Annotated in this window: 15 protein-coding genes; 12 read left to right on the top strand and 3 right to left on the bottom strand. The window is 66.0% G+C overall.

Translation table 11 applies throughout. The features are described from left to right. The first annotated feature begins 17 nt into the window (after positions 1–17). The 4 genes from groL (at position 18) to ACQE2J_RS05550 (ending at position 4933) form a co-directional block, all read left to right on the top strand. Positions 18–1610, top strand: a complete 1593-nt coding sequence (groL, locus tag ACQE2J_RS05535; RefSeq protein WP_135540341.1) for a chaperonin GroEL — start codon at positions 18–20, stop codon at positions 1608–1610. Between the two features lie 210 nt (positions 1611–1820). Further along, positions 1821–2597: an ABC transporter ATP-binding protein gene (locus ACQE2J_RS05540; protein WP_426937280.1), complete on the top strand. Its 777-nt coding sequence runs from the start codon at positions 1821–1823 to the stop codon at positions 2595–2597. Next, positions 2594–4015 carry an FtsX-like permease family protein gene (locus ACQE2J_RS05545; RefSeq protein ID WP_426937281.1) on the top strand — a complete coding sequence of 474 codons (1422 nt, stop codon included), beginning with the start codon at positions 2594–2596 and terminating at the stop codon, positions 4013–4015. The genes ACQE2J_RS05540 and ACQE2J_RS05545 overlap by 4 nt, the downstream gene beginning before the upstream one ends. A gap of 258 nt (positions 4016–4273) precedes the next feature. Continuing rightward, positions 4274–4933 carry a DUF1707 SHOCT-like domain-containing protein gene (locus ACQE2J_RS05550; RefSeq protein WP_426937282.1) on the top strand — a complete coding sequence of 220 codons (660 nt, stop codon included), beginning with the start codon at positions 4274–4276 and terminating at the stop codon, positions 4931–4933. Positions 4934–4970: 37 nt separating this feature from the next. Here the strand turns inward: ACQE2J_RS05550 and ACQE2J_RS05555 are convergent, their stop codons facing one another. After that, positions 4971–6488, bottom strand: coding sequence for a class I adenylate-forming enzyme family protein (locus tag ACQE2J_RS05555; RefSeq protein WP_426937283.1), 1518 nt, complete (start codon positions 6486–6488; stop codon positions 4971–4973). Positions 6489–6625: 137 nt separating this feature from the next. On the opposite strand from ACQE2J_RS05555, the gene ACQE2J_RS05560 reads away from it, so the two are divergent. Then, complete coding sequence (locus ACQE2J_RS05560) at positions 6626–7243, top strand: TetR family transcriptional regulator (protein WP_426937284.1); 618 nt, start codon at positions 6626–6628, stop codon at positions 7241–7243. Then, on the top strand, positions 7240–8940 hold the full coding sequence (locus ACQE2J_RS05565) for an acyl-CoA dehydrogenase family protein (protein WP_426937285.1): 1701 nt from the start codon (positions 7240–7242) through the stop codon (positions 8938–8940). The genes ACQE2J_RS05560 and ACQE2J_RS05565 overlap by 4 nt, the downstream gene beginning before the upstream one ends. 37 nt (positions 8941–8977) lie before the next feature. Here ACQE2J_RS05565 and ACQE2J_RS05570 read toward each other — a convergent pair whose 3' ends face one another. Beyond that, entirely contained in the window at positions 8978–9424 is a 447-nt protein-coding gene (locus tag ACQE2J_RS05570; RefSeq protein ID WP_135540329.1) for a hypothetical protein, read from the bottom strand. 150 nt (positions 9425–9574) lie between these two features. Between ACQE2J_RS05570 and ACQE2J_RS05575 the strand changes: the two genes are divergently transcribed. Next, entirely contained in the window at positions 9575–10600 is a 1026-nt protein-coding gene (locus tag ACQE2J_RS05575) for a pseudouridine synthase (RefSeq protein ID WP_426937286.1), read from the top strand. Positions 10601–10618: 18 nt separating this feature from the next. Further along, positions 10619–11281 (top strand): GntR family transcriptional regulator, encoded by a 663-nt coding sequence (locus tag ACQE2J_RS05580; protein ID WP_135540324.1) that lies wholly within the window; start codon positions 10619–10621, stop codon positions 11279–11281. A gap of 4 nt (positions 11282–11285) precedes the next feature. On the opposite strand, the gene ACQE2J_RS05585 is transcribed toward ACQE2J_RS05580, so the two are convergent. Continuing rightward, positions 11286–11594 carry a hypothetical protein gene (locus ACQE2J_RS05585; protein ID WP_426937287.1) on the bottom strand — a complete coding sequence of 103 codons (309 nt, stop codon included), beginning with the start codon at positions 11592–11594 and terminating at the stop codon, positions 11286–11288. Positions 11595–11750: 156 nt separating this feature from the next. Here ACQE2J_RS05585 and guaB point away from each other — a divergent pair, with 156 nt between their 5' ends. The 4 genes from guaB (at position 11751) to ACQE2J_RS05605 (ending at position 19379) form a co-directional block, all read left to right on the top strand. Further along, on the top strand, positions 11751–13277 hold the full coding sequence (guaB, locus tag ACQE2J_RS05590; protein WP_135540318.1) for an IMP dehydrogenase: 1527 nt from the start codon (positions 11751–11753) through the stop codon (positions 13275–13277). 524 nt (positions 13278–13801) lie between these two features. Further along, entirely contained in the window at positions 13802–15418 is a 1617-nt protein-coding gene (locus tag ACQE2J_RS05595) for a pyridoxal phosphate-dependent decarboxylase family protein (protein WP_426937288.1), read from the top strand. Beyond that, the gene (locus ACQE2J_RS05600) at positions 15415–16830 is read left to right on the top strand and encodes a lysine N(6)-hydroxylase/L-ornithine N(5)-oxygenase family protein (protein ID WP_135540314.1); all 1416 of its coding nucleotides are present in this window, start codon (positions 15415–15417) and stop codon (positions 16828–16830) included. Before ACQE2J_RS05595 ends, ACQE2J_RS05600 begins: the two co-directional genes overlap by 4 nt. Further along, entirely contained in the window at positions 16827–19379 is a 2553-nt protein-coding gene (locus ACQE2J_RS05605; protein WP_135540312.1) for a GNAT family N-acetyltransferase, read from the top strand. The genes ACQE2J_RS05600 and ACQE2J_RS05605 overlap by 4 nt, the downstream gene beginning before the upstream one ends. Positions 19380–19575 lie beyond the last annotated feature (196 nt).

A 19575-nucleotide genomic window follows, 5' to 3' on the forward strand; every position in this document is an offset into this window, starting at 1 on the left:
CACAGACAGGAGGACGAATGCCTAAATCATTGGAATTCGACGACGAAGCTCGTCGTGCACTCGAAAAGGGTGTCAACACTCTCGCCGACACCGTCAAGGTGACGCTGGGGCCCAAGGGCCGCAATGTCGTGCTTGATAAGAAGTGGGGCGCTCCCACGATCACGAACGATGGTGTGACCATCGCCCGTGAGGTCGAGGTCGACGATCCGTACGAGAACCTCGGCGCACAGCTGGCCAAGGAAGTCGCCACCAAGACGAACGACATCGCCGGTGACGGAACCACCACCGCGACCGTTCTCGCTCAGGCCTTCGTCAACGAAGGACTGCGCAACGTCGCCGCAGGTGCCGCACCCGGTCAGCTCAAGCGCGGCATCGAGACCGCCGTCGAGGCTGTCTCGGATCAGCTGGGCACCATCGCCCGCGACGTCGCCGACTCCTCGGAGATCGCACACGTCGCCGGACTGTCCGCTCAGTCCGAAGAGATCGGCAAGCTCATCGCCGATGCCTTCGACAAGGTGGGCAAGGACGGCGTCATCACGATCGATGAGTCCCAGGCCGCATCTGTTGAGCTCGAGATCACCGAGGGAATGCAGTTCGACAAGGGCTTCCTCTCGCCGCACTTCGTGACCGATGCCGATCGTCAGGAAGCTGTGCTCTCCGACGCTCTCATCCTCATCAATCAGGGCAAGATCTCCAACATCCAGGAGCTCCTGCCCGTCCTCGAGAAGGTGCAGCAGGCCGGCAAGCCGCTGTTCATCATCGCCGAGGACATCGAGGGCGAAGCTCTGTCGACCCTGGTCGTCAACAAGCTGCGCGGCATCATCAACGTCGCCGCCGTCAAGGCCCCCGGATTCGGTGACCGCCGCAAGGCCATCCTCGAGGACCTCGCCGTCCTCACCGGTGGCCAGGTCGTCACCCCGGACATGGGCATGAAGCTCGACCAGGTCACCCTGGAAGAGCTCGGCAACGCCCGCACCATCACCGTCACCAAGGACAACACCACGATCATCGATGGTGCCGGTTCGGACGATGCTGTTGCCGGTCGTGTCGCACAGATCCGCGCCGAGGTCGAGAACACCGACTCCGACTGGGACCGCGAGAAGCTGCAGGAGCGCTTGGCCAAGCTCTCCGGCGGTGTCGCTGTCATCAAGGTCGGCGCCGCCACCGAGGTGGAGCTTAAGGAGCGTAAGCACCGCGTCGAAGACGCCGTGTCCGCAACCCGTGCCGCCATCGAAGAGGGCGTCGTCGCCGGCGGTGGATCGGCTCTGATCCACGCGGCGAAGGTCCTCGTCGGCAACGACCTCGGTCTGACCGGGGACGCCGCCACCGGTGCTGACATCGTCAAGCGCGGAGTCGTCCAGCCCCTGCGCTGGATCGCTGCGAACGCAGGACAGGACGGATACGTCGTCGTCGCCAAGGTTCAGGACCTCGAGTCCGGCCAGGGCTACAACGCCGCGACCGGTGATTACGGTGACCTCATCGGTGCCGGAATCATCGACCCCGTCAAGGTCACCCGCTCGGCACTGCGCAACGCCGCTTCGATCGCCGCTCTGGTTCTCACCACCGAGACCCTGGTCGTCGAGAAGAAGGACGAGGAGGACGAGGACTGAGCAATTCGCTCCGTCTGAGTCACCTCTGACCAGCGCCAGTGGCCCGGAACAAGCTGTTCCGGGCCACTCGTGCATTCACGTCCAGTGTTGGACGGACTGCCCCGCCCGTCCAGGCCGGTCACACCTACTGGTCAGTCAGTTTTCATGTCAAAGGGCGCCGATGATCGTTAGTCTGGAGCAGACAGCCAGCACCGACGCTTGAGGGACACCATGACTACCGGCTTGCCGATGCCCATCGCCCGACTCCGCGAGGTCTCGAAGGTCTTCGACACCTCCGGCGCCGCGGTCACCGCACTCAACCGGGTCAGCCTCGACATCGCACCGGCGCGGCTCACCGCCGTGATGGGCCCCTCGGGATCCGGCAAGTCGACTCTCATGCACGTCCTCGCCGGGCTCGACCGTCCCACCTCGGGGACGGTCCACCTCGGCGAGCAGGAGATCACCGGTCTCGCCGACGATGAACTCACCGCCCTGCGCCGGCGCAGGATCGGGTTCGTCTTCCAAGCCTTCAACCTCGTGCCCACGCTCAGCGTCAAAGAGAACATCCGGCTGCCGTTCGAACTCGACGACCGGAAGCCGAACGCCGAAGAACGGGCCTGGATCTCCACCCTCGTCGCCCGCCTCGGGCTCGCCGACCGGCTCAAGCACCGACCGAACGAACTCTCCGGCGGTCAGCAGCAGCGCACCGCCATCGCCCGCGCGCTCGCGACCCGGCCCGACATCCTCTTCGCCGACGAACCGACCGGCAACCTCGACGCGAAATCCGGTCGCGACGTCATGGCGATCATGTCCGAAGCCGTCAGGGACTTCGGCCAATCGATCGTGCTCGTCACCCACGACCCGATCGTCGCCGCCCACGCCGACCGTGTCATCTTCATCGCCGACGGCACCCCGGTGACAGAGCTGGGCGATGCCATCAGCGCCGAGGCGATCGCCGCGACCATGCTCGATATCGACGAACGCGCCGAATCTGCGGTGAGTCGATGAACCCGCTGCGCGAAATCCGGAGCAACCCGCGGCAGTTCTTTCCCAGCGTCCTCGTCGTCTTCATCGCCGCTCTCTTCGGCACCGCAATCATGCAGGGCATCGCGATCCTCACCGCGTGGCTGTCCTCGGCGAAGATCATCGCCGAATCCGAGACCGCGCAGAGTCTGCTGTCGATGGTCGGGTTCACCTTCTTCCTCATCGCCCTCTTCGTGTCTGCAATCGTCATCGCGAACACGTTCTCGATCATCATCGCCGGCCGCAGCCGCCAGCTGGCCCTGCTGCGGCTCATCGGGGCGTCATCGAAACGGCTGCGCAGGGCCGCTTCGGTGGAGGGGCTGATCATCTCCGTTCCCGCCGCGTTGCTCGCCTTTGCCGCGTCGACCGGGCTGGCGACGGCGGCGCAGAACTACCTCGGCGACGCCAACACCGAGGAGGTAGCCCTCCTCGCCCCGACCATGGCGGTTCCCTCGCTCGCCACCATCGTGGTGACCTGGTTGTCGGCGTACCTAGGCGCGCGCCGCATCACGGGGATCTCACCGATCGAGGCGACCTCGCAGGCGGTTGAGAGCCGGCCCGAGGACGTCCGCGCCTCCCTCGGCGGACTCACCGCCTCGCTGGTTCTGCTGTCCATGGGGCTGACGTTCCTCGTCAACGCCGTGATCGGGGCCGCCGACCACCGGATCAGCCTGATGAGCGTGGTGCTGACCGCACTCGGATCAGGCCTGACCTTCCTCGGTGTCATCATCGGGCATCCTTGGATCCTGCCGCCCCTGCAGTCGGCGATCGGCTGGCTGTGCGGGCGCACCGCGGTGTCCCGGTTGGCCGCCTCGACGATCGCCCGCCACCCCACCCGGAATGCGCGCACGGTCATCGGTCTCGTCATCGGCATCACGCTCATCGTCATGTTCGCGACCGCCATGACCACCTTCCGCGATCAGCTGGTGCGGTATGCGCGATCACTCGGCGAAGAGGGCTGGGGTGGCCTCGAGGACGCACTGGCCACCGTCATCGACAAGTCGATGCTGTTCGCGCTCGCCCTCATCCTCTTCTCCGTCATCATCGCCGTCATCGGCGTCGCGAACACGCTCATGCTCTCCGTGCGACAGCGCACTCAGGAGATCGGACTGCTCATGGCGCTCGGGCAGACCCCGAAGCGGGTGCGCCGCATGATCGCCGCCGAAGGCCTGCAGCTGAGCCTGACCGCGTGCGTGGTCGCCGTGCCGCTGGGCATCGGCTTCGGCTGGGTCGGTGCGCTGACACTGCTCTCACCCCTGCTCGGCCTCTTCGCCCCGAGTGTGCCCTGGGCGGTCGTCATCGCCGTCATCGCCGGCACCCTCTTCGCCGTGTTCGTCGCCAGTCGCGAACCTGCCCGAGCGGCGACGTCGATCAGCCCCGTCCAGGCCCTCGAAGCCGTGTGAGACGCGTGGGCTGGGGGTGGGCCCCGCCGTCGGCCGGTCGGTTCTATACCGCGCATCGGTCGGTTCGCCGGTCGAGGGCCACGGAGACTGGCGTGGGCGCGAGCTCATGACGGCTCGGTCTGATCACGCCCGCCGCCACCGAAGCATGGCGGGTGATTCTGCAGAAAGAGGTCAGTGCGCTTTGGGTGAGTACGGCAGCCACAGAAAAGGGGGCGGAGGAACCGGTATTGTCGGGACTGCTGCGGAAGGAAGATGAATGTGTCTGAAGACGATCGCCACCCTGACCACCGTGACCGCGCCGTGCGCATCGGCGACGTCGAACGAGATGCTGCCATCGAGGTCTTGAGGACCGCCGCCGGCGAGGGAAGGATCACTGTCGAAGAACTCGACGACCGCATGGAACTCGTTGCAGTCGCGCGATTTCCCGCCGACCTTGATCGAATCCTCGCCGACATCGTCACCGAGCTGCCGTCGGAAAATTCGGGGACTGGGGTCAGCGGAACCCCGGACGGTTCGCGTATGGAAACACGCCCCGGTGAGTCCCCCGGCAGCCGAGAGATCCTGCGATCGCCGTGGACCGGCCTCACCAGACGCGGTCGCTGGCCGGTGAAGCCATATCTGCGCTGCGAGCCCGCAGGAGTGCTGCTCGAACTCAACTTCCTCGATGTGGTCACCGACCTGGAGATCATCGATATCGACGTCGCAGCCCGCACCGGCACACTCAAGCTCATCGTGCCCGACAGCTGGGGAGTCGACTCCACCGGGCTCGCTCGAAGCCCGATCGCCGTCATCACGTTCAAAGCCAATGAGTCCGCGCAGGAGGGGTACCCCACCATCCGGGTCCGCGGCAGCATCGGATCGGGAGTCTTCATCGCTCGGGGGCCGGGCTTCCGCCAACGACGCAGAATGAAAAAGTGATTGATGTCCGCTGCCAGGGCTGATGCCCGGTCGGCCCTCAGTCGGCAGCCACCTGGCTGCGCAACTTGTGTTTGAGCAGTTTGCCCGAGGGGTTGCGGGGGAGCTCCTCGGTGATGATGACCTCCCGCGGAAGCTTGTAGCGGGCCAGCTTGTCGGACAGGAAGTCCCGCAGCTCCTCGACGTCGAAGGCCTCACCATCGGTGGTGGCGATGACGGCGACGACCTGCTCGCCCCACTGCGGATCAGGCTTGGCCACGACCGCGACATCGGCGACACGGTCATGGGCGATGACCGCCTCTTCGACCTCGAGGGAGAACACGTTCTCCCCGCCGACGATGATGACGTCCTTCGACCGGTCGACGATGTACAGGTAGCCGTCCTCGTCGAGGCGGGCGAGATCCCCGGTCTTGTACCACTCACCGTCGAAGGCCGCCTCGGTCGCCTGCGGATTGCCGAGGTACTCGCGCATCCGGGTGTCGCCGGCGAACCAGATCTCACCGGTGTCGCCCGGCCCCGCCTCGGCGCCGTCGGCTCTGACCACCCGCATCGCATTGCCGATCATCGCCGTCCTGCCCACGGAGCCGGCCTTGCGCAGCTGGTCCTCGGGGCCGAGCAGGCATCCGGTCGGACCCATCTCGGACATGCCGAACAGGTTGTAGAACTGGTTCGTGCCGTAGGTGTCGATGAGCATTCCCGCCGTCGACCGGTCGATCGGGGACCCTCCGTAGTTCCACCTGCGGATGGATGAGAAGTCATAGTCGGAGAAGTCGATGCCGAGCTTCTTCGCGGTCATGATCGGCGCGACATAGGCGACGGTGGGGCCGAAGAACGTCGTGATCCCCTCCTCGGCGATGATCTTCATCGAGTCCACCGGGTGGTAGGCCCGCTGCAGGACGACGGTGCCGCCGGTCTGGAGGGTCGGGACGAGGCTGATGTTCAGCGGAGCCGAATGCCAGATCGGCATGCAGATGAGGTAGCGGTCATCGGCTCGGTAGCCCATGTTGAGATTGATCAGCGTCGCCACCTGGGAGATGCTGCGGTGGGTGTGCACGCAGCCCTTCGGGGAGCTCGTCGTGCCCGAGGTGTAGAGGATCTGCGCGACCTGCTCATCGGTGAAGTCACCGGGCACGGCCTCCTCGGCGGCATCGAGTTGGGTGTCGAAGCTGCCCGGGGCGCTGGGTTCGGTCTCGAGCCAGGTGATGTCCGGGCCTCCGGCACGGGCTGTCTCGGCGAGTTCGGTGCTGACGATGCCGAGCTTCGCGCCCGAATGCTCGACCGTGTACTTGACCTCCGGGGCCTGGAATTTGTGATTGATCGGCACGACGGTGGCGCCGAGGTACCAGGCGCCGAATGCGGCGAAGACGAAGCCGGGGACGTTGAACGTCATGATGCCCACGGTGTCTCCGGGGCGGATTCCGTTGTCAGTGAGCACCTGAGCGGCCTTGAGCGCCCGGCGGCGCAGCTCGGTGTAGGTGAAGCGCTGATGCTCATAGGCCAGAGCCTCTTTGTCCGGATGACGCAGAACGGTGGTGTCGAGCATGGTTCCGAGCTTCATTGCTTCTCCCTGTGACGAGTGTCATACTTAAAACAATTGAACCACGATTCATTTCTTTGGGGAAGTGAGTGCTCGAGAGGGCGACACCGTCGGCGATCTTCGACGGTGTCGGTCGGTCTCGTCGAACCGAGGTGAGTATGGCCTATCGCGAAACGACGCGCACCCGCGCCAATGCGCAAGCGCGTCGGGCCGCTATCGAACGCGCCGCTCGGCATGTCATCGCCCGCGGGGGATTCGCATCGGCGAGCGTGGCCGCTGTCGCCGGTGAGGCCGACTGCAGCGCCGGCTCGATCTACACGTACTTCACCAACCGCGAGGAGCTCCTGCGGCTCGTCTTCGCCCAGGCTGCCGGTCACGAACTGGCCGTCATCGAAGACACGGTGGCCGCGGCTTCCACCGTTGCCGAGGTCGCCGAGTCGACCGTCGAGGTCTTCGTCCGCCGCGCCGTCGCCGGGCGCCGGCTCGCCTACGCCCTGCTCCTCGAAGAGGTGCCTGAGCCGGTGCAGAGCGAACGACTTCGGCTGCGGCGAGGCTACGTCACCGCCATCGCCGCCGGACTCGAGCGGGCGCGCAGAGCCGAGGCCGTTGCCGCGGCCGTCCCCGCCGAGGTGGCTGCCCGGTCCATCGTCGGCAGCATCGGAGAGAACCTCGTCGACATTCTCGCCCCGGCCTCCCCGAATCCCCGCCCCGAAGAGATCACGGCGCTCATCACCGCATTGACTGCCTTCACCCGATCAGCACTAGGAGAACCATGACCACCACCGCAGACCCCGGCCCAGCCCGGGCCACTGCAGACTCCACCACGCCGCGGACGACGCATACTGTGTTCAATCAGGCGCCGCCTCGGCGAGATATCAACGAATTCACGCTCAACCGGGCCCTCGTCGATGCGCTCGCCCATTATGCGCCGAACGCTGCGACGGATGATCTCGAGCGCATCGGCGCGCTCGTCGGCAGCACGGACTTCATCAACGATGCTCGCCTGGCCAACGTGCACGGACCCGTGCTGCACACCCACGACGACTGGGGCAACCGCATCGACGAGATCGAATTCCACCCCGCCTACCACCGGATCATCGGCGATGCCCTCGACGCGGAAGCCCACTCGTATGCGTGGACGCATCCCGGGCCGAGCGCCAACGTCGAACGAGCCGTGCGATTCATGCTCTTCTCCCAGATCGAACCCGGCCACGCCTGCCCGGTGTCGATGACGCATGCCGTCGTGCCGAGCCTGCGCGCCGATTCCGCCCTCGCCGAGTTCTGGGAACCGCGCGCGACAGCATCCGGCTACGACCCGCGCCTGATCGACCCGGCGACGAAGTCCGCCGTGACCTTCGGGATGGCGATGACGGAGAAGCAGGGAGGATCGGACATCCGCGCGAACACCACCTATGCGGTGTCCTCCGGCGACCACCACCTCATCACAGGCCACAAATGGTTCTGCTCAGCCCCGCAATCCGACGCTTTCCTCGTCATCGCTCAGCTCGACGAGGGCCCCAGCTGCTTCGTCGTGCCCCGTGTGCTGCCCGGCGGCGAACTCAACACGGTGCGCATCCAAAGGCTCAAGGACAAGCTCGGCAACAGATCCAATGCCTCGTCCGAAATCGAGTTCGACGCCACCGACGGATGGCTGCTCGGCGAGGCCGGCAAGGGCGTGCGCACGATCATCGAGATGGTGGCTCAGACCCGGCTCGACTGCGTGCTCGGGTCGGCCGCGGGCATGCGCCAATGCGTCGCCGAGGCGGTCTGGCACGCTCGCGGACGCGCGGCCTTCGGTGCCACGCTCATCGACCAGCCGCTCATGCGCGCCGTCATCGCCGACCTCCAGCTCGAAGCCGAAGCGGCGACCTACACGGCGCTGCACCTGGCCGCCGCGTACGACGATGACAGCGCCGAGGCGGCTGACTTCCGCCGACTGGCGACGGCCGTCGGCAAATACTGGATCTGCAAACGCGGACCCGAACATGCCTATGAGTCTCTCGAGTGCCTCGGCGGCAACGGCTACACCGAGTCCTTTCCGCTGGCCCGCCGCTACCGGGAACAGCCGGTGATGGCGGTGTGGGAAGGCTCCGGCAACGTCATCGTCCTCGACGTGCTGCGCGCACTGGCCCGCGAACCGCGGAGCGCGAAGACCTTCCTCGGCTTCCTCGAAACCGGGCTCGGCAAGCACGCGGACTTCGATGCGGCCTATGAGTCGCTGGCCCGGTCGCTGCAGACCGCGGTGCAGGACCTTGAGAGCGGAGAGGCCTCCGCCCAGGCGGCGCTGCAGGCGCGCGGCCGGGTGCTCGTGGAGAAGATGGCGCTGCTCATGCAGGCGGCGATCCTCTTCGAATCCGCTCCCGCCGAGGTGGCATCAAGCTTTGCGGCCGCCCGCCTCGGTGCCGAGCGGGGCCGCGAATACGGTGCTCTGCCGGACGGCGTCGACATCGACTTCCTTATCCAGCGGGCATAAGCACCGCAGGCTTCGTGTACGAGCGGTTCGGTCGGTCTCAGCTGCGACGGTGGGCGGAGACGCAGCGGCGACGATCGATGCGCATGACCCGACCCTGATAGCGGCGACGACGCTGAGTGCACTCCGAGGGGCCGAGGAAGTTCGGTCGAGGAGTGCGGGTCACCGCATTCGGGGTGCGTCGGGTGTTGAACGTGTCCGACTCCGAGGTGCGATGCGCACCGAATTCGGACCGCTCGATGAAGGCTTTGAACTCTTCGACGAGCCGCTGCTGCATCTCGAAGACACTCTCCGTGTTTCCCGGATAGTCGAGGACGACTTCGACGGCCTCCCCGCAGACGACGACTCTGGCAATGACGATCCGATCGTCGTCCACGTCGTTCTCCAATGCGACGCTCTCCCATTCGTCGTCGGCGAATATGCCGAGAACGACCGGAGTGACGACTCTATCCCTCAAGAACTTCTCCGTCAGTTCGGTGTGGTCCATGCCTCCCACCATAGGGGGTGTCCCGCGAAGAATCGGAAGCCGCCTCGGAGATTTGCGGGAATCGTCGGAAGAAGTGCGCGCCGCAGCCAAAGAATGCGGGTGCGACCGAGGCTGCAGTCGGGCCATCCTCCGACCGCCTAGACTGGGCCCATGCCCCGCAGTCCGCTTCCGCCTCGAGACGGCATTTCGGCGACCGCACTGCGCGCCCCGGGTGGGAAGGCCACCCACGCGAAGAATCACCTGCCCGTTCCCGACACGATCGGGCAGTGGCTCGAGACCGAATTCCCCGAGGCGGCCCCCGAATCCCGACGCACCCTGCTGACCGATGGAGATATGCGCGACGAGGCGGGGCTGCCGGTGGGCTGGGACGACCCAGTCATCCCCGGCGGGTTCTACTTCTTCCACCGCCCGGTTCCGCCCGAAGAGCGGATCCCCTTCGACGTCGGCACCGTCTTCGAGGACGAGGATCTCCTCGTCGTCGACAAACCCCACTTCCTCGCAAGCACCCCGAACGGACGCTTTGTCCGCGAGTGCGTCGTCACCCGCCTGCGCGTCGACCTCGACCAACCCGACCTCGTGGCCATCCACCGGCTTGACCGCATCACTGCCGGTCTCCTCGTCCTGTCCAAACGGCCGGAGACCCGCGGCCGCTACCAACGCCTGTTCCAAGATCGCACGGTGCACAAGACTTACCGCGCCCTGGCCCCGGCACCGCCTGCCGAGTTGGAATTCCCTCTTGAGAGGAGATCCCGCCTGGTCAAGCCCGTCGGCGGCAGGCAGGTTCTCGAAACCGAGGGGGAGGCGAACGCACTCAGCCGCATCCGGCTGGTCCGGACCACGTGCTCACCGGACCTGCCTGCCCACGACCCGGACTCCCAACGGTCAACGGATAGTGCACGGCCGCCTCGGCGAGGGGAGAAGATCGCCGAGTACGAACTCGAGCCGTTCACGGGCAAGACCCACCAGCTGCGGGTGCACATGAACGCGCTCGGGCTGCCCATCCTCGGTGATCCGGTCTATCCGGTCGACCTCGCGCCGGACCCCTATGACTTCAGTTCACCGCTGCAGCTGCTGGCCGCGGAGCTCGCGTTCGCGGATCCGCTCACTGGGCGTCCACGTCATTTCGCCACCGATCTCGAACTCGATCCCTCCGCATTCCGCTCCGAATCCGGCTGAACACGGTAGCCTGGTGTCATGAGTCCACATGCCCCCGGCTGCACTTCAGAGGCCATCGTCGCCCTTGTCCGGACCCGCATCACCAATGGCGAATACCCGGCCGGAAGCCCGGTCCGCGATGGTGCCCTGGCCAAGGAATTCAACGTTTCGCGCAACACCGCGCGCGAATCTCTGAGCCTGCTGCGCCACGCCGGACTGCTCACCCAGGAGCCCAACCGCGGATTCTTCGTCTCCACCTTCGGCATCGACGAACTCAAAGACCTCTACCGTGCCCGCCGAGTCTTCGAGATCCGTGCCGTCCAGGAATCCCAGGACGCCACCGATGAGGCGATGGCCGCCGTCGAAGCCTCCGTCATCCGCGCCGAGACCGCGCCGAAGAACGAGACCTGGGCCGATGCACAAGAGCATTCGGCCTCGTTCCACCGCGCGATCGTCGGTCTGCTCGGATCCCCGCTGCTCGACGAGTTCTACCTCAACCTCATGGCCCGGCTGTCGACGACGTTCTCGCGCTCGCCGGAGCCGGGGAAGTACCACTCACACTGGGCCAACCCGCACCGCGATATCTTCGAGAAGATGAAGTCCGGAGACCGGCAGGGTGCCGAAGGGCTGCTGCGCATCCACCTCGACGACTCCGAAGCCTCGACGCTCGACCTCGCACGGTCCGTGGGCGAGGGGCGCTAGCGCATCAGCGCGCCTCGACGGTGATGCCGTACTGGGCGACCTCATCTGCCAGACGTCGCTTCGCTTCGGCCTCGGCCAGTTCCCACACTCGCATATTCTCGTTCGTGTCCCACCCTGTTGCCGTCGGAGTCGTCCAGCAGCTGGTGTCATGGCGCTCCCAGAAGTCATAGAGCGCCCGGAGGTCCAGAATCAGCTCAGCTGAGAGATCGAGGTCAGACGGCTCGAGGCACAGTTCGTCATGCAGCACATCGCCCCACAGCGGCCAGCGGTGTCCGTGGTCGGGAAACATGCGGATCTCACGAGTCTTGATCATGACTCCAGGCTACAGAGGCGTTGGCCGGTGAGCGCGGACAACCGCTGCCGGTCGTGTAGTCAGTCTCACAGTGCTCGGTGTTTGCACCCGTGGCGGGCACCTGTCGGGCTCCGATACCATTGAGCCACCGTATCTTCGCGTCGAAAGGCTGTCTTCATGGGAAATCCTGAGCAGGAATCACAGGCCGCAAACGATCCGTTCTCCCTCACGGGACTCACCTACGACGATGTCCTCCTCCTGCCAGGCGACACCGATGTCATCCCCTCAGAAGCCTCCACCGCCACCCGGCTGACCAAGGAGATCGAGCTCAACATCCCGCTCGTCTCCGCGGCCATGGACACCGTGACCGAATCCCGTATGGCCATCGCCATGGCCCGCATCGGCGGACTGGGCATCATCCACCGCAACCTCTCGGCCGAGGATCAGGCCAAGCAGGTCGACTACGTCAAGCGCTCCGAATCGGGCATGATCAACGACCCGCTGACGATCACCGCGGACAAGACTCTGGAAGAGCTCGACGAGATCTGCGGCCGCTACCGCATCTCCGGCCTGCCCGTCGTCGATGAGAACAACGTGCTCGTCGGCATCGTGACCAACCGCGACCTGCGCTTCGTCACCCGCAGCGAATTCCCCACCCGCACCGTCGCCGAGACGATGACGAAGATGCCGCTGGTCACCGCACCCGTCGGCGTCTCCGCCGAGAAGGCCTTCGAACTGCTGGCCGAGCACAAGGTCGAGAAGCTGCCCTTGGTCGATGACGACAATGTCATCCAGGGCCTCATCACCGTCAAGGACTTCGTCAAGACCGAGGAATACCCGCTGGCCACGAAGGACGACGAAGGTCGCCTGCGCGTGGGTGCCGCCGTCGGGTTCTACGGCGACGCCTACGAGCGCGCCGGAATGCTCGCCGAGGCGGGAGTCGACGTTCTCGTCGTCGACACCGCGAACGGTCACGCCCGGGGTGTCACGGACATGATCAAGACGATCAAGTCCGATCCGGCCTTCGCAAACGTCCAGATCATCGGCGGAAATGTCGCCACGAAGGACGGCGCGCAGGCACTCATCGATGCCGGTGTCGACGCCGTCAAGGTCGGAGTCGGACCCGGCTCGATCTGCACCACCCGTGTCGTCGCCGGAGTCGGCGTCCCACAGGTCACCGCCATCCACATGGCAGCCCAGGCCGCTCGCGCCGCAGGTGTCCCGGTCATCGGCGACGGCGGACTCCAGTACTCCGGAGACATCGGCAAGGCTATGGTCGCCGGCGCCGACACCGTCATGCTCGGATCCCTGCTGGCCGGCTGCAACGAGTCGCCCGGCGAGCTCATCTTCATCAACGGCAAGCAGTACAAGGCTTACCGCGGCATGGGGTCGCTGGGCGCGATGGCTCCGCGCCACGGCAAGTCGTACTCGAAAGACCGCTACTTCCAGGCCGATATCGCCACCGACACCGACCTCATCCCCGAGGGCATCGAGGGCCGTGTCGCCTACCGCGGACTGCTCAAGCAGGTCGCCCACCAGCTCACCGGAGGCCTGCGCCAGACGATGTTCTACGTCGGTGCACGCACCATCGACGAGCTCAAGTCCAAGGGCAAGTTCGTCCGGCTGACCACTGCGGGCCTGAAGGAAAGCCACCCGCACGACATTCAGATGACCGTGGAGGCCCCGAACTACGTCGTGAAGTGACGTAGGCAGGCACCTCTGACGGAGGGGTCTCTGGTCGATGAGAAGCCGCAGCTTCCGCGTTTGCGCGGAGGCTGCGGCTTCTTGGGTGTGCGGTCGCGAGCGGCAAATCTAGGTCAGCATCGGATGCTTTCCGGCGACAGGAGTATCCGATAGCGACCTATTTTTGGTGGGCAGCGGGTCGCGAGTCGAATCTCGGACGATCCGGGCGGGATTCTGTGCTGAGACTCCCCGCGAGGCGTCCGGAACTCAGGAGCTGCATCCGCCTCGAATGTCTCACAATGCTGGACGAAACGCGCAGGTGTGACAGACACCACGCTGTGACTTTTGGTCCCCATGCACCCGTAGTGCGGACGGGTTCCTTGCCGCGTGAATTCAGGGGAGGGTGCCCTCATGCGAGATGGGCAAGCGACGCCCGTAGTTGTCATCCCAGGTCACAGGCTCTTCGGAAACGCAGACAGTTAGGGTAGGTTTCCCTAATGCGAGCCGTGATCCGCTGTTCGTACATCGAAGGAGGAAACCTCACAGTGACGACTTCTCTGCTCTCCGAGACCGAATCGGCACCCGCCGCAGCACCCCTTCATACCCCCGACAATCCCCGCACCGACGCCCTGCTCGGTGCCCACAGTGCAGACGAGTACTCAGCTCTCATGCACAGCGTCATCGACGCACTCGGCGAACGATTCCGCACCACGGCCAGGGCAGTCTCGGCGAAAGATCGATCGGGGCTGCAGGCCGCCGTCGACGCCGTCGACCTCGACACGGCCGGAGTCGGCAACGCCGAGGCGCTGCGCGAAGCCGACGCGCTCTATGCCGACAACGCCGTGTGGTTCCACCACCCCAGCTACGTCGCCCACCTCAACTGCCCGGTCGCAGTGCCCGCCGTCGCCGCCGAAGCGATGCTCGCGGCCATCAACACCTCGGTCGACACCTACGACCAGTCCGAGGTCGCGACCCTCATGGAGCGGCGCCTCATCGACTGGACCTGCGGCCACCTCGGGTTCGCCGACGGTGACGGAATCTTCACCTCCGGAGGTACCCAATCGAACCTCCACGCGCTGTTCCTCGCCCGCGAAAACGTCCTAACCGGACTGACCGCTCACGCCGACGAATCCGACCGCGGCGGATCCGATGACGCCGAAACCCGCCGAGGCGGCTCCTCCCCGTCGACCCGCCTGGAACTGCTCTCCCGTCTGCGGATCCTCGCCACCGACCAGGCTCACTTCTCCGTCTCCCGCGCAGCCTTCCTCCTCGGACTCGACGCCGAGGCGGTCGTCACCGTCCCGACCGACGCGACCGGGCGCATGGACGCCGAAGCGCTGAATGCGAGCCTGCTGTCGATCGACGCGAACGACGCGACCCCGATGGCCGTCGTCGCCACCGCAGGCACCACCGACCTCGGCGTCATCGACCCCCTGAAGTCCATCGCCGAGGTGTGCGAATCGGCGAACGTGTGGCTGCACGTCGACGCCGCATACGGCGGCGGCCTGCTCTGGGCCCCGCGCCGAGCACACCTGCTCGAGGGAATCGGCAGGGCCGCCTCGGTGACCATCGATTTCCACAAGACGTTCTTCCAGCCGGTGTCGTCCTCGGCGCTGCTGGTCAGGGATGCGGCCCTGTTCGCGCCGACGATCCACCACCACGACTACCTCAATCCCGAAGCCGAAGCACAGGCCGACGATGCGGAACCGAATCAGGTCGACAAGTCTCTGCAGACCACCCGCCGCTTCGATGCGCTCAAGCTCTGGACGACGCTGCGTGCCCGCGGAGCAGACGAGATCGGGACGATGATCGACACCGTCTGCGACCTCGCGACCGAAGTCCGGCAGCTGCTCGAGGCTCAAGCCGATTTCGAGGTGCTCGGCGACTCCGACCTGTCCACCGTGCTCTTCCGCTTCACCCCGTACACCGCGGACCAGCACACGGCCGACGAACTCGTCCCGCTCTTCCGCCGCGTCCTCTTCCGCTCCGGCCGTGCCGCCGTCGCCCGCACGACGATCGACGGCAGACCCTGGCTCAAAGTCACCCTGCTCAACCCCGACACCAGCATCGATGACATTACCGCGGTCCTCGACCTCGTCCGCGCCACCGGGCACGGAATCCTCGCCGGACGGCACATCACCACCGAAGGAGGCGCAGCATGAGTGCACAGTCCCAGGACATCCACGACACCCACAGGATCTACGACATCCTCGGCGTCGGCATCGGGCCCTTCGGACTCGGACTCGCCGCACTGGCCGAACCGCTCGACGACGTCGACGCGGTGTTCGTCGACCAACGGCCCGAGTTCCGCTGGCACCCGGGCATGATGATCGAAGGCTCGACCATCCAGGTGCCGTTCCTCGCCGACCTCGTCACCATGGCCGACCCGACCTCGCCGTACTCGTTCCTCAACTTCCTCAAGGAGCGCCGGCGGCTCTACCCCTTCTACATCCGCGAATCCTTCTACCCCCTGCGGGCCGAGTTCGACGAATACTGCCGCTGGGTCGCCGCCCAGCTGGATTCGCTGCAGTGGAACCGCCGCGTTGTGTCCGTGACCAGGGAGGATGGTGTGTTCACCGCCCTCGCCGAGATGACCGACGACTCCGGTGAGATCGTGACGACCGAAACCTACCGCGCCCGGCACCTCGTGCTCGGGGTGGGCACCCAGCCGGTGCTGCCGCCGGCCCTGCGGGGACTGGCGGAAGAGGACGATTTCGCATCGACCGGGCCCCTCATCCACACCGCCGAGTACCTCGACAACCGAGAGGCGCTGCTTCAATCGGGTGCCATCACGATCGTCGGCAGCGGACAGTCGGCCGCCGAGATCTACCGCGACCTCATCGACGACGCCGAGAACCGCGGGGTGCGACTGGACTGGGTGACCCGCTCACCGAGGTTCTTCCCCATGGAGTACACGAAGCTCACTCTCGAGATGACCTCCCCGGAATACACCGACCACTTCCGCGCCCTGCCCGATGAGCTGCGTGAACGCGTCGGTCGAGAGCAGCGCACCCTGTACAAGGGCATCTCGGCCGACCTCGTCGACGACATCCACGACACCCTCTATCGGCTCAGCCGCGGAGGACGCGAACTGCTCACGAACCTCATCTGCGAAGCCGAACTCGAAACCGCTGAGATCGACCCGATGAGCGGAGAATACCTCCTCGGTTTCCGGAATACGGCACTGGACAAGACCTTCACCCGACGATCCCGTGCAGTGATTGCGGCCACTGGATACAAATCGCAGGTGCCGGGCTTCCTGACACCGCTCGGGGCAGAGGTGCGGCTGGACTCGCGGGGCCGCCTCGACGTCAGCCGCCACTACACGATCAACGACGAGGGCACCATCCACGTCGTAGGCGGCGAAGAGCACACCCACGGAGTCACCGCCCCCGACCTCGGGTTCGGGCCATGGCGGGCCTCGGTGGTGCTGGCCGCGGTCACCGGTCGAGAACCCTATCTGATCGAGAACCGCATCGCCTTCCAGACCTTCGGGGTACCCGCGGACGAATCCGATGCCGTGCCCGCTGCCGCTTTCGCCTTCGACGACTCCAAGGAGATGTCACACGCATGACCATCGAACTCATCACTGCCCCGACCCCGACCGCCGAGGACGCGACCACGACCGCAGATGCGGCCTCGACTGCGACCGCCGAGGATGCGACCGCGACCGAGGACTCGACCGTGAAGCTCACGGCCGCCTCGGCGAGGGTGACCATCCGAGCGCTCGACGTCGACCGGGACACCGCGCAGCTCTGCGAATGGCTCACTCATCCGCGTGCCCAGTACTGGATGATGACCGACCTCGACGAGGCAGGAGTCCGGGCCTACCTGGAAGGAATCCGCGACTCCGCGGAGGACAACGGCTGGGTCGGCTCCGTCGACGGCAGCGACTGCTTCTACATCGAGACCTACGCCCCGGACAGCCTCATCCCGCAGAAGGTCCTGGCCACCGGGCCCGGTGATATCGGGATGCACCTGCTCGTCGCACCACCGGCAGGATCGGCCGTGCACGGACTCACCGACCGCATCATGGCCGAGGTCATCGACTTCTGCCTGCGCCCGGTCGATGCCGGCGGACGCGGTGGCACCCGCGTGGTCGTCGAACCCGATGCACGGAACGCCGCGATCATCGAGAAGAACCGGGCCGCCGGATTCACCCCGGTGACCGAGGCGACGATCATGATGGGCGAGATCGAGAAACGAGCCCTCGTGAGTGCGTGCACCCGCGCCGACTTCGACGCCAGTGCGCTCGCCCCGCTCGTCGGCGAACACTCGGGCGCGCATGCCGGTCGGAATCTCGGAGAATCCCCTCGGGACCGGGGCGATGAGACGGCACCGACTGCCTACGCCCACCTCAACGCCGACGCGTTCTCCGTCGTGCAGCGCCACCTCGTCGCCAAAGCCCTGTCCGAATTCGCTCACGAACGACTCATCACCCCCGTACAGATCGAAGAGGTGCGGGGCGAAGAGGATCGCCGGTGGGAACTGAACATCGACGGGGCCGCACGCTACACCTTCACCGCCCGCGTGCTCCCGCTCGAACACTGGGCCATCGACGCAGACAGCATCAGCCGGTGGCACGGCGAGACCGAGGTTCCGCTCGACGCGCAGGAACTCGTCGTCGAACTCCAGGACGCACTCTCCATCCCCGAGGACCTCATCTCGACCTACCTCGAAGAACTCGCCTCGACCCTGGCCGGGGCCGCCTACAAGCTCGAGGACGCCCGGGCCGGACGTCGGCCCAATGCCCGTGCCCTCGTCGATTCGGACTTCCAGACCACCGAGGCGGCCATGACCGAAGGTCACCCCGGATTCCTTGCGAACAACGGTCGCATCGGCTTCGGACTCAGCGACTTCCGGAAGTGGGCGCCGGAGAACGGGGAACTCAACCACATCGAATGGGTGGCCGTGAGACGCGATCACAGCCACCTCTCCCTCGGTGAAGGACTCGACGAGGCGGGCCACCTCGGCGAGGCGCTCAGCGAGACCGAACGGGAACGCTTCGACTCCCGCATCCGGGCGACCGGGCAGGATCCGGCGGACTTCCACCTCATGCCGATCCACCCCTGGCAGGCCGATCACCGGCTGGCGATCACCTTCGCCGCGGACATCGCCCGCGGAGACCTGCTGCCGCTCGGCGACGGTGACGATGAGCACCAGGCACAGCAGTCCCTGCGGACCTTCTTCAACCATTCGCGCGCCGACGCCCCGTATGTGAAAGTCGCGCTCGCCGTACAGAACATGGGGTTCCTGCGCGGACTGTCGCCGAAGTACATGCGTGACACCCCGGCCATCAATGACTGGGTCGCCACCCTCATCGGCTCCGACGACACCTTCGCGAAGACCGGATTCCGAGTGTTGCGGGAACGCGCCGCGCTCGGCTACACGGGGGACGTCTACCACCAGACGAAGGAGACGAACCCGCACCGGAAGATGCTCGCCGCTCTCTGGCGAGAGAACCCCGTCGCCCAGATCGCCCCGGGCCAGAAGCTCATCACCATGGCCGCTCTGCTCCACCGCGACCACGAGGGCCGTTCCTTCGCCGGCGAGCTCATCCGCGCCTCGGGGCAGGAGCCCGCCGACTGGGTGCGCAGCTACCTGCGGGCGTACCTGTATCCGCTCGTCCATGCACTGCTCGCTCACGACCTCGTCTTCATGCCGCACGGGGAGAATCTCATCCTCGTCCTCGACGAGCACACGGTCACCGGGGCGTTCATGAAGGACATCGGCGAGGAGGTCGCCGTGCTCGGCCACCGAGAACTGCCCGCCGATGTCGAACGCATTCGCGCCCTCGTGCCCGGGGAGGAGAAGGCGCTGTCGGTGTTCACCGACATGTTCGACGGAGTCCTGCGCCACCTGTCGGGGATCCTCGACACCGACGGTCTGCTCAGTGCCGAACGGTTCTGGACGGTGGTCGCCGAGGTGCTCGACGGCTACGAATCCGATCACCCGGAGCATGCCCGCGGGGTCAGCGGGGACGTCGATCTGCGTGCTGAACGCTTCGCCCACTCCTGCCTCAACCGCCTGCAGCTGCGGAACACGAAGCTGATGGTCGACATCGGCAACCAAGCCGAATCCCTGCTCTACGCCGGCACCATGCCCAACCCTGTGGCACGCTGAGCAGGACGACCACCAAGCTCGCCGAGGTGGGGCACCGTGACCGGGCCCGCCTCGGCGAGTCTTTGCCTTTGAAAACAGTCTGAGAAGCCAGCCATTGACCCAACTGGTCGTGATCACGGCTCGGCGCACCACGCTCAATTGCCTGCTCACATCTTCGTACGATCGGTACGTACGGCTATCATCAGTCCAGCGGCTG

Source organism: Brevibacterium sp. LE-L (genome assembly GCF_050214925.1).
GTDB lineage: Bacteria > Actinomycetota > Actinomycetes > Actinomycetales > Brevibacteriaceae > Brevibacterium.

Bases quoted from the DNA above. Each gene is read 5' to 3' on its own strand.
- ACQE2J_RS05565 (WP_426937285.1), top strand. From the start codon at position 7,240: ATGACCACCACCGCAGACCCCGGCCCAGCCCGGGCCACTGCAGACTCC.
- ACQE2J_RS05555 (WP_426937283.1), bottom strand. From the start codon at position 6,488: ATGAAGCTCGGAACCATGCTCGACACCACCGTTCTGCGTCATCCGGAC.
- ACQE2J_RS05600 (WP_135540314.1), top strand. From the start codon at position 15,415: ATGAGTGCACAGTCCCAGGACATCCACGACACCCACAGGATCTACGAC.
- ACQE2J_RS05580 (WP_135540324.1), top strand. From the start codon at position 10,619: ATGAGTCCACATGCCCCCGGCTGCACTTCAGAGGCCATCGTCGCCCTT.
- ACQE2J_RS05585 (WP_426937287.1), bottom strand. From the start codon at position 11,594: ATGATCAAGACTCGTGAGATCCGCATGTTTCCCGACCACGGACACCGC.
- guaB (WP_135540318.1), top strand. From the start codon at position 11,751: ATGGGAAATCCTGAGCAGGAATCACAGGCCGCAAACGATCCGTTCTCC.
- ACQE2J_RS05605 (WP_135540312.1), top strand. From the start codon at position 16,827: ATGACCATCGAACTCATCACTGCCCCGACCCCGACCGCCGAGGACGCG.
- ACQE2J_RS05570 (WP_135540329.1), bottom strand. From the start codon at position 9,424: ATGGACCACACCGAACTGACGGAGAAGTTCTTGAGGGATAGAGTCGTC.
- ACQE2J_RS05545 (WP_426937281.1), top strand. From the start codon at position 2,594: ATGAACCCGCTGCGCGAAATCCGGAGCAACCCGCGGCAGTTCTTTCCC.
- ACQE2J_RS05540 (WP_426937280.1), top strand. From the start codon at position 1,821: ATGACTACCGGCTTGCCGATGCCCATCGCCCGACTCCGCGAGGTCTCG.
- ACQE2J_RS05575 (WP_426937286.1), top strand. From the start codon at position 9,575: ATGCCCCGCAGTCCGCTTCCGCCTCGAGACGGCATTTCGGCGACCGCA.
- groL (WP_135540341.1), top strand. From the start codon at position 18: ATGCCTAAATCATTGGAATTCGACGACGAAGCTCGTCGTGCACTCGAA.
- ACQE2J_RS05560 (WP_426937284.1), top strand. From the start codon at position 6,626: ATGGCCTATCGCGAAACGACGCGCACCCGCGCCAATGCGCAAGCGCGT.